The organism is Micromonospora sp. AMSO1212t, from assembly GCF_008868145.1.
Classification (GTDB): Bacteria; Actinomycetota; Actinomycetes; order Mycobacteriales; family Micromonosporaceae; genus Micromonospora; species Micromonospora tulbaghiae.
Window position 1 is genome coordinate 38,313 of record NZ_WBKS01000004.1, and the last position, 15,898, is coordinate 54,210.

At 72.7% G+C, this 15,898-nt stretch carries 13 protein-coding genes; 9 read left to right on the forward strand and 4 right to left on the reverse strand.

The window, feature by feature from the left end:
* Positions 1 to 3: 3 nt before the first annotated feature.
* The 4 genes from F8279_RS02075 to F8279_RS02090 all read left to right on the forward strand — a co-directional run bounded on the left by F8279_RS02075 (position 4) and on the right by F8279_RS02090 (position 4,081).
* A complete protein-coding gene (locus tag F8279_RS02075; protein WP_091424531.1) occupies positions 4 to 579 on the forward strand; it encodes an isoquinoline 1-oxidoreductase in 576 nt (191 codons plus the stop codon).
* Positions 580 to 653: 74 nt separating this feature from the next.
* Positions 654 to 1,838, forward strand: coding sequence for a zinc-dependent alcohol dehydrogenase (locus F8279_RS02080; protein ID WP_091423722.1), 1,185 nt, complete (start codon positions 654 to 656; stop codon positions 1,836 to 1,838).
* Positions 1,835 to 2,779: an SDR family NAD(P)-dependent oxidoreductase gene (locus tag F8279_RS02085; RefSeq protein ID WP_151498920.1), complete on the forward strand. Its 945-nt coding sequence runs from the start codon at positions 1,835 to 1,837 to the stop codon at positions 2,777 to 2,779. Before F8279_RS02080 ends, F8279_RS02085 begins: the two co-directional genes overlap by 4 nt.
* A gap of 156 nt (positions 2,780 to 2,935) precedes the next feature.
* Positions 2,936 to 4,081, forward strand: coding sequence for an MBL fold metallo-hydrolase (locus F8279_RS02090; protein ID WP_151498921.1), 1,146 nt, complete (start codon positions 2,936 to 2,938; stop codon positions 4,079 to 4,081).
* 49 nt (positions 4,082 to 4,130) lie between these two features.
* Here F8279_RS02090 and F8279_RS02095 read toward each other — a convergent pair whose 3' ends face one another.
* On the reverse strand, positions 4,131 to 5,642 hold the full coding sequence (locus tag F8279_RS02095) for a deoxyguanosinetriphosphate triphosphohydrolase family protein (protein ID WP_013474761.1): 1,512 nt from the start codon (positions 5,640 to 5,642) through the stop codon (positions 4,131 to 4,133).
* Positions 5,643 to 5,743: 101 nt separating this feature from the next.
* On the opposite strand from F8279_RS02095, the gene F8279_RS02100 reads away from it, so the two are divergent.
* The 3 genes from F8279_RS02100 to F8279_RS02110 all read left to right on the forward strand — a co-directional run bounded on the left by F8279_RS02100 (position 5,744) and on the right by F8279_RS02110 (position 9,791).
* Complete coding sequence (locus F8279_RS02100) at positions 5,744 to 8,191, forward strand: Tex family protein (protein ID WP_151498922.1); 2,448 nt, start codon at positions 5,744 to 5,746, stop codon at positions 8,189 to 8,191.
* A gap of 17 nt (positions 8,192 to 8,208) precedes the next feature.
* Entirely contained in the window at positions 8,209 to 8,640 is a 432-nt protein-coding gene (locus F8279_RS02105) for a hypothetical protein (protein ID WP_225853079.1), read from the forward strand.
* Between the two features lie 68 nt (positions 8,641 to 8,708).
* The gene (locus F8279_RS02110) at positions 8,709 to 9,791 is read left to right on the forward strand and encodes a GNAT family N-acetyltransferase (protein WP_121683920.1); all 1,083 of its coding nucleotides are present in this window, start codon (positions 8,709 to 8,711) and stop codon (positions 9,789 to 9,791) included.
* Between the two features lie 3 nt (positions 9,792 to 9,794).
* Here F8279_RS02110 and F8279_RS02115 read toward each other — a convergent pair whose 3' ends face one another.
* Positions 9,795 to 10,826 carry a DUF389 domain-containing protein gene (locus tag F8279_RS02115; protein ID WP_151498923.1) on the reverse strand — a complete coding sequence of 344 codons (1,032 nt, stop codon included), beginning with the start codon at positions 10,824 to 10,826 and terminating at the stop codon, positions 9,795 to 9,797.
* Positions 10,827 to 11,042: 216 nt separating this feature from the next.
* Here F8279_RS02115 and F8279_RS02120 point away from each other — a divergent pair, with 216 nt between their 5' ends.
* Positions 11,043 to 12,173 carry an aminotransferase class I/II-fold pyridoxal phosphate-dependent enzyme gene (locus F8279_RS02120; RefSeq protein ID WP_151498924.1) on the forward strand — a complete coding sequence of 377 codons (1,131 nt, stop codon included), beginning with the start codon at positions 11,043 to 11,045 and terminating at the stop codon, positions 12,171 to 12,173.
* 95 nt (positions 12,174 to 12,268) lie between these two features.
* Complete coding sequence (locus F8279_RS02125; RefSeq protein ID WP_151498925.1) at positions 12,269 to 13,513, forward strand: glycosyltransferase family 4 protein; 1,245 nt, start codon at positions 12,269 to 12,271, stop codon at positions 13,511 to 13,513.
* Between the two features lie 62 nt (positions 13,514 to 13,575).
* Here F8279_RS02125 and F8279_RS02130 read toward each other — a convergent pair whose 3' ends face one another.
* The gene (locus tag F8279_RS02130) at positions 13,576 to 14,589 is read right to left on the reverse strand and encodes an NAD(P)-dependent oxidoreductase (RefSeq protein WP_151498926.1); all 1,014 of its coding nucleotides are present in this window, start codon (positions 14,587 to 14,589) and stop codon (positions 13,576 to 13,578) included.
* The gene (locus tag F8279_RS02135) at positions 14,589 to 15,863 is read right to left on the reverse strand and encodes a nucleotide sugar dehydrogenase (RefSeq protein WP_255474048.1); all 1,275 of its coding nucleotides are present in this window, start codon (positions 15,861 to 15,863) and stop codon (positions 14,589 to 14,591) included. Before F8279_RS02135 ends, F8279_RS02130 begins: the two co-directional genes overlap by 1 nt.
* Positions 15,864 to 15,898 lie beyond the last annotated feature (35 nt).

Sequence of the window (15,898 nt, forward strand, 5' to 3'; positions counted from 1 at the left end):
ACCATGACCGCGCCCCTCCCCCCGTTCCTGGGCTACGTGCTGGCCGCGCCGGTCCTCGTGGCCGCCGCCGAACTCACCGCGGCGTACCCGGCCGCCGCCCGGACGCCGTCGCCGGACGTGGCCGGGCTGCTCGGCCTCGGCCAGATCATGACGGCCGCGGCCCTGCCCGGGGCGGCGCTCATCTCCGTCGAGGTCGGCCCGGACGGGACCGTGTCGTTCACGCTGCCGCCGGACCGGTACGACGGCGACACCTCGGCCGCCGAACTGATCGCCGACGGGCTGTCCGTGCCGCGCCGGCGCGTCCGTGTGCCACCGCCACGGCCGGCAGCGGGCCGGACGCGTGGCGCACCCCATCCGGCGGTCGGAACCCGTACCCCGGTCCGGGTCGCCGTGGCGGTGGCCCGGCGGCGGCTGCTGGAGGCCGCGTCGGCGGCGCTCGGCACGCCCGTCGCCGGCCTGCGGCTCGCGGCCGGCGCCGTCACCGACCGCGCCGGCCGCCGCCTCGACATCGGCGCCCTCGCCGGCACCGCGGCCAGCACCAGCACCATCGCCGTGACGGTCGACCTCACGCCACGGTGACCGCCGCCGCCGATTCAACGGCCCCCTGCCGGGTAGCAGTCCGATGGACGGCACCGGAGAGGGGACAGACAGGCATGAAGGCACTGACCTGGCACGGTAAGCGGGACGTTCGCGTCGAGGACGTCCCGGACCCCCGGATCGAGGAGCCGACCGACGCGATCGTCCGGATCACCTCGACCGCCATCTGCGGTTCCGACCTGCACCTGTACGAGGTGCTCGGGCCGTACCTGAAGCCCGGCGACATCCTCGGGCACGAGCCGATGGGCATCGTCGAGGAGGTCGGGTCCGGCGTGACCCGGCTCAAGAAGGGTGACCGCGTGGTCATCCCGTTCAACATCTCCTGCGGCTCGTGCTGGATGTGCGAGCGGCAGCTCTACGCGCAGTGCGAGACCACGCAGGTGACCAGCCAGGGCAAGGGCGCGTCCCTGTTCGGCTACACCTCGCTGTACGGCTCGATCCCCGGCGGCCAGGCGGAGTACCTGCGCGTCCCGCAGGCCCAGTTCGGGCCGATCACGATCCCGGACAGCGGCCCGGACGAGCGCTGGCTCTACCTGTCCGACATCCTGCCCACGGCCTGGCAGGCGGTCAAGTACGCGGACACCCCGCCCGGCGGCACGCTCGCCGTGTTCGGGCTCGGCCCGGTCGGGCAGTTCAGCGCCCGGATCGGCCGCCACCTGGGCGCCGGCCGCGTGATCGGGCTGGACCTGGTGCCCGAGCGGCTGGAGATGGCCCGCCGCCACGGCATCGAGGTGCTCGACGTCAGCCAGCTCGACGACGTGCCCGGCACGCTCATCGACCTGGTCGACGGGCGCGGCCCGGACGCGGTGATCGACGCGGTCGGCATGGAGGCGCACGGCGCGCCGCTGGGCAAGATGGCCCAGACCGCCGCCGGGCTGCTGCCGGACAAGCTGGCCCAGGCGATGACCGACAAGGCCGGCGTGGACCGGCTCGTGGTGCTGCACGCCGCGCTCAAGGCCGTGCGGCGCGGCGGCACCGTGTCGATCTCCGGCGTGTACGGCGGCGAGCAGGACCCGATGCCGCTGATGGAGATGTTCGACCGGGGCATCCAGCTGCGCATGGGCCAGTGCCACGTGCGGCGCTGGGTCGACGAGATCATCCCGCTGCTGGAGCGCGACGACGACCCGCTGGGCGTGGAGGACCTGCGGACCCACCGGCTGCCGCTGACCGACGCGCCGCGCGCGTACGAGATGTTCCAGAAGAAGGAGGACGGCTGCGTCAAGGTCGTGCTCGCACCGTGACCCGCACGGTGGTCGTCACCGGCGCGACCAGCGGGATCGGCCGGGCGACCGCCAGGGAGCTGGCGGGCCGCGGGGACCGGCTGGTCCTCGCGGCCCGCTCCCCCGCCACGCTCGACGAGGTACGCGACGAGTGCCGGGCGGCGGGCGCGACGGCGATCGCCGTACCGATGGACGTGACCGAGCCCGGCGCGGTGGCCGCGCTGGCCGACGCGGCACGGGCCGAGTACGGCCGCGTCGACGCCTGGGTGCACACCGCCGCGGTGATGGCCTACGGCCGCTTCGACGAGACCCCGGCCGAGGTGTTCGAGCAGGTCGTCCGCACCGACCTGCTGGCCGCCGCCGCTGTGGCCCGGGAGGCGCTGCGCCGGTTCCGGGACGCCGGCGGCGGCACGCTCGTGCTCACCGGCTCGGTGCTCGGGCACATCACCGCGCCCTACATGAGCGGATACGTGGCCGCCAAGTGGGGCCTGCAAGGACTCACCCGCACGCTCCAGCAGGAGGCGCGGGAGACGCCCGGCATCGCGATCTGCCTGGTCAACCCGGGCAGCGTCGACACGCCCGTCTACCGGCAGGCGGCCAACTACCTGGGCCGGATCGGCCGGCCACCGCCCCCGATCGCCTCCCCCGAGCGGGTGGCACGCGCCATCGCGCACTGCCTCGACCGGCCACGCCGGGAGGTGTCGGTGGGACGGCTCAACGTGATCATGCGCTTCGGCTTCACCGTCCTGCCCGGCGTGTACGACGTGCTGGTCGGGCCGCTGATGCGCCTGGCCGGACTGACCCGGCAGCCGGTCGCCGCGCACCAGGGCATCGTGTTCACGCCCAACCCGGCCGGCGAGGCGGTCCGGGGCGGATGGGTGCCCGACGCGTCCCAGGTCGTCCGAGCCGTCGGCGGGCGCGCGGCGACAGTGGCGTCCGCGGTACGCCGCCGGCTGCCCTGACCGCCGCCGCGGACCGTCCGGTGGGCTGTCACGCGGGCGGACCCTCGTGCGGGTGGGCTGTCGCGCGGGCGGACCCTCGTGCGGGTGGGCTGTCGCGCGGACGGACCGCGACGAGGGTGGTTACCGTGTACGACGGGACACGGCGGAGGGACGAGCATGCGGCAACCAACGGGGCGGGAACCGGACCGGACACGCGGCGGGCGGGTGTGGAAGCTCGCCGGGCTGGCCGCCGTCGCCGGCCTGGCCTGGGTGGCGCGGGACGTGCCCGCCCAGCTCGGCGGCCGGCTCACCGGCGCCCGGGCGGACCGGGCGGCCCGGTCACCGCGCTTCCACGACGGCACGTTCCACAACCCGGCCGGCGCCAGCGCCACGATGGTCGCCGACCCGGGCCGCAACCTCGTCCGGGAGCTGATCTTCGGCAAGCAGAGGCGGCGGCCGGGCAGCCCGGTGCCGCTGCTGCGCCCCGGCGCCGCGCCGGCCGCCGACCCGGCCCGCGAGCTGAACGTCATCTGGTACGGCCACGCCTCCACGCTCGTCGAGATCGAGGGGCGCCGGGTGCTGCTCGACCCGGTGTGGAGCGACAGGTGCTCCCCGTCCGGACTGGTCGGCCCGCGGCGCATCCACGAGCCGCCGGTACGCCTGACCGAGCTGCCCCCGCTCGACGCGGTGCTGATCTCGCACGACCACTACGACCACCTGGACATGGAGACCGTCCGCACGCTGGCCGACCTCCAGTCCGCGCCGTTCGTTGTGCCGCTCGGCGTCGGCGCCCACCTGGCCCGCTGGGGCGTACCCGAGCACCGCATCGTCGAACTGGACTGGTCGGAGAGCCACCGGGTCGGCGGGCTGACGCTCACCGCGACCGCCGCGCAGCACTTCTCCGGGCGCGGGCTGCGCCGCGACGGCACGCTCTGGAGTTCCTGGACCATCACCGGGACGCACCGGAAGGTCTTCTACACCGGCGACTCCGGCTACTTCGACGGGTACGCCGAGATCGGCGCCGAACACGGCCCGTTCGACGTGACGCTCATGCAGATCGGCGCGTACGACCGGGCGTGGCCGCACATCCACATGTTCCCGGAGGAGGCGGTGGCCGCGCACCTCGACGTCCGGGGCGGACTGCTGGTGCCGGTGCACTGGGGCACGTTCAACCTGGCGCTGCACGACTGGTCCGAGCCGGTGGACCGGCTCTGGGCCGAGGCGAAGGCGCGGGACGTCCGGCTCGCGGTGCCGCGTCCCGGCGAGCGGGTGGTGGTGGACGAGCCGCCGGCGGTGGACGGGTGGTGGCAGTCGGTCGCCTGACCCGGCTCGGTCCCCGGGTGGCGCCGCCGCCTTCGTGCTCCGAGCGGGATCAGAGCACGAAGGCGTCCGTCCACAGCGCGCCCGAGCGGCCCGACAACGCGTCCAGCATCGCCACCGCCTGACCGTCGGTGAGCTGCGCGACGAAGTCGATGATCGCCCGGCCCCGGGCCCGTCCGATCCGGTCCGGGGTACGCGGGTGCAGCTCCGCCTCGGCCAGCTCCACCAGGTCGTGCAGCCGGCGCGGCAGCCGGGACTCCTCGTCCGGGTCCAGCAGCCACTCCCAGAGCGCCTCCACCAGCGTGCCCAGCAGCCGGGCCTGGCCGCGCTGGTGCAGGGCCAGGTCCGGGCGGGCCAGCACGAACCGGTGGTGCACGAACTTGAGCACCTGCACCTCGTGCCACTGCGGCTTCGCCAACAGCACGTACCCGGAGCGGACCCCCGGATCCGGCGTCACGGTGATGGCGTCCACGAAGCGGGTGGACCAGCGGGCCGAGAACCGGGCCACGTACTGCTCCGCCTCGATCGAGCCGTCGAACGGCAGCGCCAGCAGCCCCTCCACCAGCTCCTCGCGGACGTGCTCGACAGCGGCGGCGAACGCCTCGTCGTCGGCGATCCAGCCGTCCTTGCGGTGCAGTTGCCGGCGCAGCCGCTCGATCGCCGCGCCGGGCCGCCGGCCCGCCCCCTCCAGCGCCGACGCGGTGATCGACCGCAGGTGCCCGCACTCGCGCTGCCAGGCCATCAGCTCGGCCGCCACCGCGCCCTGCTGGAGCACCCCGACGCGGTAGAAGTCCTCCACATCGTGGATCGCGTACGCGATGTCGTCGGCGGTGTCCATCACCGACGCCTCGGGGGTCTGCTGCCAGTCCGGGATCCGCCCGGCGAACGGCTCCCGCGCCTGCCGCAGGTCGTCCAGCTCGGTGCGGTACGCGCCGAACTTCACCGACCCGCTCTGCGGATCCTCCGGCGGCGCCGCCGCGCCCCGGGGCGCCGGGTCCAGGTGACGCGGGTGCGGGTCGGGATGGTCCAGCCGGGTCCACGGGTACTTCAGCATGGCCGCCCGGACCGCCGCGGTCAGGTCCAGCCCGGTGGTCGCCGCGCCGCGGATCTCGGTGCTGGTGACGATCCGGTACGACTGGGCGTTGCCCTCGAAGCCGTCGGGCAGCCCGAGGCGCTGCCGGGCCAGCCGGTCGAGCACGCGCTCCCCCAGGTGCCCGAACGGCGGGTGCCCGAGGTCGTGCGCGAGCGCGGCGGCCTCCACCACCTCCGGGTCGCAGCCGCCGAGCTTCTCCAGCAGGTCCCGGTGGGTCGGGTCGGCGTTCAGCCGCTCCGCTATCGCCCGGGCCACCTGGGCCACCTTCAGGCTGTGGGTGAGCCGGTTGTGCACGAGCAGCCCGGACCCGCCCGGGCTGATCACCTGGGTCACGCCGCCCAGCCGGGCGAAGAACGGCGACCCGACGATCCGGTCCCGGTCGGCCCGGAACGGGCCGGCGGCCAGGTCGCCGAGCGCCCGGGCGCTGCCACCGAACAGCCGCCGGGCCCGCGGATCCGCAGGTGCCTCCATGATCGCCACGCTAGCGCAGCCGGCGGCGGGCCGGGCACAGGCGGTCGGAGGCGAACGGCACAATGCAGGGCGGAAACCACCCGAGAAGGCGGATGACAATCGTGACCCAGTCTGTGCACCAGCGGATCGCCGAGGAACTCGGCGTCGCCGAACGGCAGGTGCGGGCAGCAGTCGAGCTGCTCGACGGCGGCGCCACAGTGCCGTTCATCGCCCGCTACCGCAAGGAGGCCACCGGCCTGCTCGACGACGCGCAGCTGCGCACGCTGGAGGAGCGGCTGCGCTACCTGCGCGAGCTGGACGAGCGGCGCGCGGCGGTGCTGGAGTCGATCCGGAGCCAGGGCAAGCTGGACGAGGCGCTGGAGGCGCAAATCCTCGCCGCCGACTCCAAGTCCCGCCTGGAGGACATCTACCTGCCCTACAAGCCGAAGCGGCGTACCCGCGCGCAGATCGCCCGCGAGGCCGGGCTGGAGCCGCTCGCGGACACGCTCCTGGCCGATCCGGCCCAGGACCCGAAGACGGTCGCCGCCGGGTTCGTCGACCCGGACAAGGGCGTCGCGGACGCCGCTGCCGCCCTGGACGGGGCGCGGGCCATCCTGATCGAGCGTTTCGCCGAGGACGCCGACCTGATCGGCACACTGCGCGAGCAGATGTGGTCGCGGGGCCGGCTGGTCTCCCGGGTACGCGACGGCCAGGAGACCGCGGGCGCGAAGTTCGCCGACTACTTCGACTTCGCCGAGCCGTACCCGAAGCTGCCCTCGCACCGCATCCTCGCCATGTTCCGGGGCGAGAAGGAGGGCGTGCTGGAGCTGACCATGGACCCGGAGGCCGATGGCGACGCCGACGCGGCCACCGGGCCGAGCCGCTACGAGGCCGCCGTGGCGGGACGCTTCGGCATCAGCGACCAGGGACGCCCGGCCGACCGGTGGCTGGCCGACACGGTGCGCTGGGCCTGGCGTACCCGGATCCTGATCCACCTGGGCGCGGACCTGCGGATGCGGCTGTGGCAGGCGGCCGAGGAGGAGGCCGTGCGGGTCTTCGCCACCAACCTGCGTGACCTGCTGCTGGCCGCGCCGGCCGGGACGCGGGCGACGATGGGCCTCGACCCGGGCCTGCGTACCGGCGTGAAGGTGGCGGTGGTCGACGCCACCGGCAAGGTGGTCGCCACCGACACGATCTACCCGCACGAGCCGCGCCGGCAGTGGGACGCCTCGCTGCACACGCTCGCCACGCTCGCCGCCGCGCACGGCGTCGAGCTGGTCGCGATCGGCAACGGCACCGCCAGCCGGGAGACCGACAAGCTGGCCGGCGACCTGATCAAGCGGCACCCGGAGCTGAACCTGACAAAGGTGGTGGTCTCCGAGGCCGGAGCGTCGGTCTACTCCGCCTCCGCGTACGCCTCGCAGGAGCTGCCCGGCCTGGACGTCTCGCTGCGCGGCGCGGTGTCGATCGCCCGCCGCCTCCAGGACCCGCTGGCCGAGCTGGTGAAGATCGACCCGCGGTCGATCGGCGTCGGGCAGTACCAGCACGACCTGTCCGAGGTGAAGCTGTCCCGCTCGCTCGACGCGGTGGTCGAGGACTGCGTCAACGCGGTCGGCGTGGACGTCAACACCGCCTCCGCGCCGCTGCTCACCCGGGTCTCCGGCATCGGCGCCGGGCTGGCCGAGAACATCGTGCTGCACCGCGACGCCAACGGGCCGTTCCGCACCCGGGCGGAGCTGAAGAAGGTGCCGCGGCTCGGGCCGAAGGCGTTCGAGCAGTGCGCCGGCTTCCTGCGCATCCCCGGCGGCGACGACCCGCTCGACTCCTCCAGCGTGCACCCCGAGGCGTACCCGGTGGTGCGCCGCATCCTCTCCTCCACGGGGCAGGATCTGCGCGCGCTGATCGGCCGGTCGGCCATCCTGCGCGGCCTGCGCGCGACCGACTTCGTCGACGACACGTTCGGCCTGCCCACCGTCACCGACATCCTGGCCGAACTGGAGAAGCCCGGCCGTGACCCGCGCCCGGAGTTCCGCACGGCGACGTTCGTCGAGGGCGTGGAGAAGATCAGCGACCTGACGCCGGGCATGGTGCTGGAGGGCGTGGTGACGAACGTGGCCGCGTTCGGCGCGTTCGTCGACGTGGGCGTGCACCAGGACGGCCTGGTGCACGTCTCGGCCATGTCGCACACCTTCGTCAAGGACCCGCGCGACGTGGTGAAGTCCGGCGACGTGGTCAAGGTGCGGGTGCTGGACGTGGACGTGCCGCGCAAGCGGATCTCGTTGACGCTGCGGCTCGACGACGAGGCGCCGGCCGGTGGCCGTCCCGCAGCCGGGGGTCCGGGCGGCGAGGAGCGCGGCGGCCGGCGCGGTGGCGGGCAGCGCGGTGACGGCGGCGGGCAGCGGGGTGACCGCGGCGGGCAGCGCGGCGACGCCGGCGCCCGGCGTGGCGGCCAGGGCGAACGGGGCGGCTCGCGCGGTGGTCAGTCGCAGCGGCAGGGACGAGGTGGCGGAGCGGCGGCGCCGGTGAACGACGCCATGGCGGAGGCCCTGCGCCGCGCCGGCCTGGCCTGAGAGGCAGGGGAAGCGACGTGGCGGACGACGACCTCCAGTGGCGCGAGCGGCAGCGCCGCGCGGTGCGGGCACACGCCGAGGCCGAGGCCCGGCAGCGCGCCGCGGACCAGGCCGAGGCGGCGGCACTGGTGGCGTCGTTCGCCGCCGAGGCGATCCGCCTCGGGCTGCGCACCACCCGGCTCTCCGCCCGCTCCTACGACGGGCGAGCGCGTTACCGCACCCGGATCAGCGGCTGGTACATCGACCGGGCCCACACCCGGGCGGTGGATCGGGACGGTCGCTTCCATCTGCTCACCGTGCCGGCGAGCCTGCGCGCCCGGCTGTTCGGAGTGGATCCACAACCGGACCCGCCGCCCCTGGTGCTGGGCAAGGGCGGTCGCGACGGCGAGTCCGTTCCGCTGCGTGACGCGCTGCGGCGACGGCTCGCCGCCGGTGACTCCTGGGGGTAGCCGGCGGCGGACGCGCGCCGCCGTCGACACCTCACCGGCCCACTGTCGTTTGACCATCAGTGACGACGATGCGAATTGAGATCCTGGACGCCCGCAGCACGTCGGACCGCGAGCGCTGGGCCGCCCTCCACCAGACCTGGAGCCGTCGGGAGGTCTTCGCCCATCCGGCCTACCTCAGGCTCTTCGCGGGCCCGGAGGACCAGCCGTTGGCTGCGTACGCCCGCACCGGGAGCGGTTTCATCCTCTACCCGTTCCTGCTCCGCCCGGTCGACGCACCGCACCTGGACGTGCCGCCGGGCCGGTATCACGACGTCACCAGCCCGTACGGCTACGGCGGCGCCTTCCAGGAGGGCGCCGACGAACTCGACGCGAAGAGGTTCTGGGAGTCCTTCGACGTGTTCTGCGCCCGCCGCAACGTGGTGTCCGAGGTCACCCGCCTCACGCTCTTCGACGACGAGCGGCTTCCCTCGCCCGGCCCGGTCCGGGAGAAGCTCGTCAACGTGGTCCGCGACCTGCGCACCAGCGACGAGGACATGTGGCGCGAGTTCGACCACAAGGTGCGCAAGAACGTCAACAAGGCCCGCCGGAACGGGGTGACGGTCGAGGTCGACCTCGACGGCGCACGGCTCGACGACTTCCTGCGGATCTACCAGGGCACGATGGACCGGCGGGCGGCGACGAGCGGCTACTACTTCCCGCGTGACTTCTTCCAGACGATCATCGACGAACTGCCCGGCCAGTTCGCGTTCTTCCACGCACTGCACGACGGGCGGGTCGTCTCCACCGAACTGGTGCTGTCGAGTGCGCTGAGTCTCTACTCCTACCTCGGCGGCACCGAGCAGGCCGCATTCGACCTACGCCCGAACGACCTGCTCAAGTTCGAGATCTGCCGGTGGGGACGCGCCCAGGGCCGGATCCGGTTCGTCCTCGGCGGCGGGTATGCCCCGGACGACGGGATCTTCCGGTACAAGCGGGCCTTCGCCCCGCACGGGCTGGTGCCGTTCCACCTCGGTACCCGCGTGCTCGACGAACCGGTGTACCGGCGACTGTGCGAAGCGCACCAGCAGGAGGGGACGCGGCGGGACGCCGCCTGGTCGGCGTCTCCGGATTTCTTCCCCGAGTACCGGTGTGCGTTGCCCGGCAGCCGCTGACCGTCAGCGGGAGGCGTCCCGCCGCTCGGATGGTGGATCCGACTGCGGCGTCGGAGGCAATGCCTCGCCGGCCGGCGGGCGACGGCGGCCGGGCACCCGGGACGCTCCGGCCGGGTGGCTGTACCGCCCCCACCAGAACCGCTGGACGCCCAGGGTGAGCAGACCGGCGAGCACGATGGCACACAGGTTGATCACGAGTTGGAGAGCGGAGCCGGCCGCCTCGTGCCACACACCGTAGGCGAGCGCGACCGCGACGTTCGCCGCCGCCGGCACCGTGGTGACGGAGATCAGGACACCGACCAGGGAGCCGGACTTCTTCGACGTCAGTGAGAGCATTCCGGCGATCCCGGCCAGCATGCCGACCAGCCAGGAGAGCGCATCCGGGCGCCAGATGAAGTCGGTCAGGGGCCGCTCGGCGACGAGCATCTCCCGGGCGACCAGGCCTGCGGCCGTCAGTGCCCAGGTGCTGAGCACCGTGACCACCATCGCCACGACGAAGCCGACTACCAGCGCACGGAGGGCGGAACGGACCGTCCGGCCGTCGCGCCGCAGCAGGGCCACGCACAGAGCGGCCAACGGCCCGAACTCCGGGCCGACCACCATCGCGCCGACCACCAGGATGGGCTGGTCCAGGAGGACGCCGATGCCGGCGATGACGGTGGCGACGATGATCAGCGCGAGGTAGGTGCCGGAGAGCTGGGTCTGCTCGCCGGTCTGCGCGGCGATCTCGTCCCAGACCACCGCATCGGTTCCGCTGCCCGGCACGGTGTCGGCGGCCTTCTCGGCCGCTGCGGACAGGGCCAGCTCCACGTCGGTGGCGGAGACGCCACCGTTCTGCTCGACACCCAGCTCCTGAAGGCCGCGCAGCACCCCGTCCGCGCTCTCCCGCACCACGTCACAGAGGATCAGGTCGCCGGGTGGCTGCCGGGCCGCGCCCGGGAGGACCGCGAGGTGGGTGACACCGGGATCGGCAGCGAGGAGGTCGGCCACGGCCGCCGATCGTTCGGACGGCGCGATCAGTCGCAAGTGCAGCACCGGCGGATGCTATCGAACCGGCGCGATCCCTCTCCCCGTCCGGGCGCGAAACGATCGGGAGTGACATTCGGATAAGGCGGAAGACTGCCCTACAAACGATTTCCGATGGGATCGGTTACGGCTCCACAAGCAATTATATGAATAGACGGGAGAATCACCCGAGGGAGGTGTTCATGGGGAATCATCGGTGACGCCGCACAAATGCATTGGAGCGTCATGGGCTATCGGATTTTCCTCTCTCCCCCGGACGTCGGCCCCCTGGAGGAGTCGTACCTCCTGTCGGCACTGCGGTCCGGCTGGGTGGCGCCGACGGGACCGGAGCTCGACGCGTTCGAACAGGAGATCGCGCAGCGGAGCGGGAGACGCCACGCGGTCGCGGTCAGCTCCGGCACGGCGGCGCTGCACCTCGCGCTGCTCTGCACCGGCGCCCGGGCGGGCAGGGTGGTCGTGGTACCGACCCTCACCTTCGCCGCCACCGCCAACGCGGTGACGTACACCGGGGCGGAGCCGGTCTTCGTGGACTGCGATCCGAGCACGGGCAACATCGACGTCGCGCTGCTGGCCGAGACGCTGAGCCGGCTGCGCGCCGAGGGCGCCGAGGTAGCCGCCGTGGTGCCGGTCGACCTGTTCGGCGCCTGCGCCGACTACACGTCGATGCTGCCGGTCTGCGCCGAGGCGGGGGTGCCGGTCGTCGCGGATGCCGCGGAGGCGCTGGGCGCCGCCCACGCGGGCCAGCCGGCCGGATCGTTCGGCCTGGCCGCCGCCTTCTCGTTCAACGGCAACAAGATACTCACCACGTCCGGCGGTGGCATGCTCGTCTCGGACGACCAGGAACTCGTCGCGCGCTGCCGGTACCTCGCGACCCAGGCGCGCCAGCCGGCCGTCCACTACGAGCACACCGAGGTCGGCTACAACTACCGGCTGAGCAACCTGCTCGCCGCGTTGGGCAGGGCGCAGTTGCGCCGGCTGGACCGCATGATCGCCCAGCGCCGCCAGGCCCGGGAGCGATACGCGAAGCTCTTCGCCGCGAGCCCCGGTGTGCGCCTGCTCAACGACGCCGACGGCGACGCCAACCACTGGCTGACGGTCATCGTGGTTGACCCGCAGGAGGCCGGCTGGCACGCCTCCGATCTCGCCTCGCACCTGGCACGGCACGGCATCGAGACCCGACCGGTATGGAAGCCGATGCATCTTCAACCGGTGTTCCGGGACGCACGGCACATCGTCACCGGCGCCGCCGAGCGGCTCTTCGCCCAAGGGCTCGCTCTGCCCAGCGGCTCCGCCACCACCGAGGCCGACGCGCAGTTGATCGACGACACCATCGGCCGATTCCTGCTCAATCCGTGAGCCGGAGGCCGGCGGCGGCAGAAGTCGGCCTCCGAGGGACGGCCCAGTGGTCGTCCGCGTCACCGCACCACTAGCCATCGGAAGGACATTGACACGTGAGGCTGACCATCACCGAGGAATGCCGTTACGTCCGCACCCCGGACAACCGCTTCTGGGTCACCTTCGGCACCGACTACGCACTCTGGTGCCGCTACCTGGAGGCCTTCGACGAGGTGCGGGTCGTGGCTCGGGCTCGCGACGTGGCGGAGGTTCCGCCGAACGCCCTCCGCGTCGACGGTGACCGGGTGTCGGTGGCGCCCATTCCCTACTACCAGGGGCCGCGACAGTACGTACGGCAGATGCCACGGATAGACCGGGCCGTCCGCAGGATCGCCGCCGACGCGGAGGCGGTGTTGCTGAGGACGCCGTCGACGATCGCCACCCACATGCACCGGCACATCATGCGACGCGGTCTTCCCTATGCGATGGAGGTCATCGGCGACCCGTACGCCGTCTTCGCCCCCGGAGTGGTGGAACACCCGCTGCGGCCCTTCCTGCGCGCGTGGACCACCCGCAACCTCAAGCGGCAGTGCGAGTCCGCGGTGGCGGTGTCGTACGAGACGAGCCGGACGCTGCAGGCCCGGTACCCGACCCGGCCCGGGGCGCTCTCCACCGGCATCAGTTCGGTCAATTTGCCGCCCGCCGCCTACGTGCAGGAGCCCCGCACTCACCGGCCGCCCTCCGGATCGGTCACCCTCATGTCAGTCGGCTCGCTGGAGCAGCTGTACAAGGGCATCGACACGCTGATCGAGGCGATCTCCCTGTTGGGACCGTCGACACCGGCGGTACGGCACGTCCACGTCGGTCCCGGTCGCTACCAGCCTGCCCTGGAGGAACTCGCCACCCGCCTGGGGGTACGCGACCGGATCACGTTCGCCGGGTGGATTCCCACCGTCGAGGCGCTGCGGCACCGGCTCGACAGCGCAGACCTCTTCGTCATGCCGTCCCGGACCGAAGGTCTCCCCCGGGCTCTGATCGAGGCCATGGCCCGCGCGTTGCCGGCCGTCGGCTCCACGGCCGGCGGCATCCCCGAGCTACTCCCCCCGGAGATGCTGTTCACCGCCGGTGACGCCGACGACCTGGCCAAGGTCCTCCGTCGCACCCTGGCGGACCGGGAGGGAATGGTTGCCGCGTCGCGGCGCAACCTCGCGGTCGCCCGGGAGTTCGCCGAGGACAGCCTCGTCCCGAGGCGTACCGAGTTCTACCGGGCGGCCCGCGGTCTCATGTCGGGCCGGCCGAGGCTGCCGCAACCCGCCGCCCCCGCCGCGGAGGCCGTCCGGCACGAGAACCGGCCGGCCTGATGATCCGGCCATGACGACAGGAGGCCGGCACTCGTTCGGAGTGCCGGCCTCCTGTCGTCGAGTCAGACGGGTGTGCGGTCGCGTGCTGCCGTCGGCTGCCCAGGCATGGTGATCGTCTGCCGCCAGCCCCGGTACCAGTCGACGGTTCGGCTCACCCCTTCGGTGAGGGAGACGGTCGGCTCGAAGCCGGTCAGCCGCCGCAGGTTGCCCAGATCGGGGCACCGGCGTCGCACGGATCGGTCCGGGGCCGGCATGGGCAGCAGCGTGGCCGAGACGCCCACCACGTCGAGCACGAGCCGAGCGAGATCGGCGATGTTCGTCTGCTCCCTGTCGTTCCCGATGTGCACGATCTCCGGGCCCTCGACAGCGGCGCCCATCAGTCGCACGACCGCCTCGATCGCGTCGTCGACGTAGCAGAACGCGCGGTACTGATCGGCCCCCCACACCCGGAACGGGTTCTCACCCTCCATCGCCCGCAGCGCCATTTCCGGAACGACGTGGTCGGCACCCATCCGGGGCCCGTAGACGTTGTGGAATCGGCCGATGACCACCGGCACGCCCGTGGCACGGGCGTGGTGCAGCAGCATGGCCTCGCCAGCGAGCTTGCTGATGGCGTACGACATCCGGGGAGATGCCACGTCGGCAACCATGATCGGGACATCTTCCGGTGTGGGAACCGGCACCAGGCCGGCATCGACGCCACCGGCGTAGATCTCGCTCGTCGAGCTGAAGAAGACCTTCGGCCCGGGCCGCAGCCAGTTCACGAGATGGGCCACTGTGAGCGTGTTTACGCGCAGCACCCGACTGGGGTCCGCCTCGACGTTCCGCACGCCCACCACGGCGGCCAGCAGATACACCTGGTCGACGTCGGGCTGTAGCCGTGTCCAGGCCTCGGGCCGCGTCAGATCGGCGGAGACGACGTCGACCCCGGCACGGGCGCGCAGAGCCGCCACCCGTTCGTCGTCGGAACCGCGTGAGAAGTCGTCGACGACAGTGACCTCGCAACCCTCGGCGCTGAGCCGCTCCACCAGGTGGAGGCCGACGAAGCCTGCCCCGCCGAGCACGAGCGCGCGCATCAGGCTGTCACCGCCGTGGTGTCGGCCTTCGGAATCCGATAGCCGATACCGGCGTACCGGATGCCCGCGGCACGGACCTCGCCTTCGTCGAGGACGCGCCAGGAGTCGAACAGCACCTTGACGGACGTCCCCGCGAGCAGAGCGCCGACCGGCAAGGACCGGTAGTCGGGATGATCGGTGAGGACCAGCACCGCATCGGCCTCACCGAACGCCTTGTCGAGGCTGGTCGGTTCGCCGCCGTACCGGCGGATGACGTCACCGCTGACCATCGGGTCGTGACCGACCACCTCCAGCCCGGCGGCCCGGAAGATCGGCATCATCGTGGCGATCGGCGTACCCCGCATGTCATCGGTGGGCGGCCATCCCTTGTACGCCCACCCGAGCACGGCCAGCCGGGCTCCCGCGAGCCGGGGGCACGTCTGCCGGATCAGCTCGACCACGTTCTCGGCGACGTGGACCGGCAGGTCCTCGTTGAGCTGCCGGGCCGCGTTGACCAGGAGCGGCGTCCGCTGCCCCGCGCTCTCGACCATCAGGTACGGATCTTTGGACAGGCAGCCCCCACCGACATACCCGGGCTTGCTGAGGTCCGGACGCGGATAGTTCAGGTTCGCCGCCCGGATCACCTCCAGGGGGTCCAGCTGGTGGTTCTCCGCGACGAGCGCGAGCTCGTTGCCGAACGAGTAGATCAGGTCGGTGTGGCAGTTGTTCGCCAGTTTCACCAGCTCCGCCGCCTCCAGGCTGGAGACCGGGACCAACTCCCGGGCGAGGCCGCCGAAGAACGCCAGCCCCGCCTCGAGGCTGGCGGCGTCCAGCCCACCGACCACCTGCGGCAGATCGACCAGCTCACGCAGGGCCTGTCCCTGGATGGTGCGTTCCGGGGCCATGACGAGGCGCACCTGGCCCCACGCCCGGGCCAGTGGCGGCAGTACGACACGCCGGCTGACGCCGACGGGCACCGTGCTCCGGACCACCACCAGGGTTTCCGGCCGGCAGCGCCGGGCGACCGCCTCGGCCGCGGCGGCGAGGTGCTCCAAGCGGCCACGGCGGGTGGTCTCGTCGACCGGGGTCGAGACGCACAGGACAACGGCGTCGAGGTCGCTCGGCAATTCCTCCTCTATGAGCAGGGACCGCCCGACGTGCGCCGCGAACACCTCCTCGATACCCGGCTCGAACACATGGACCCGCCCGGCGCGCAGGGACTCCCGAACCTGGGGCTGGGTGTCCACGCCGTGGACCTCGTACCCCTTCGCGGCCAGTGCGGCAGCCAGCGTCACGCCGACGTACCCGAGTCCGACAACCCCTATCCGCT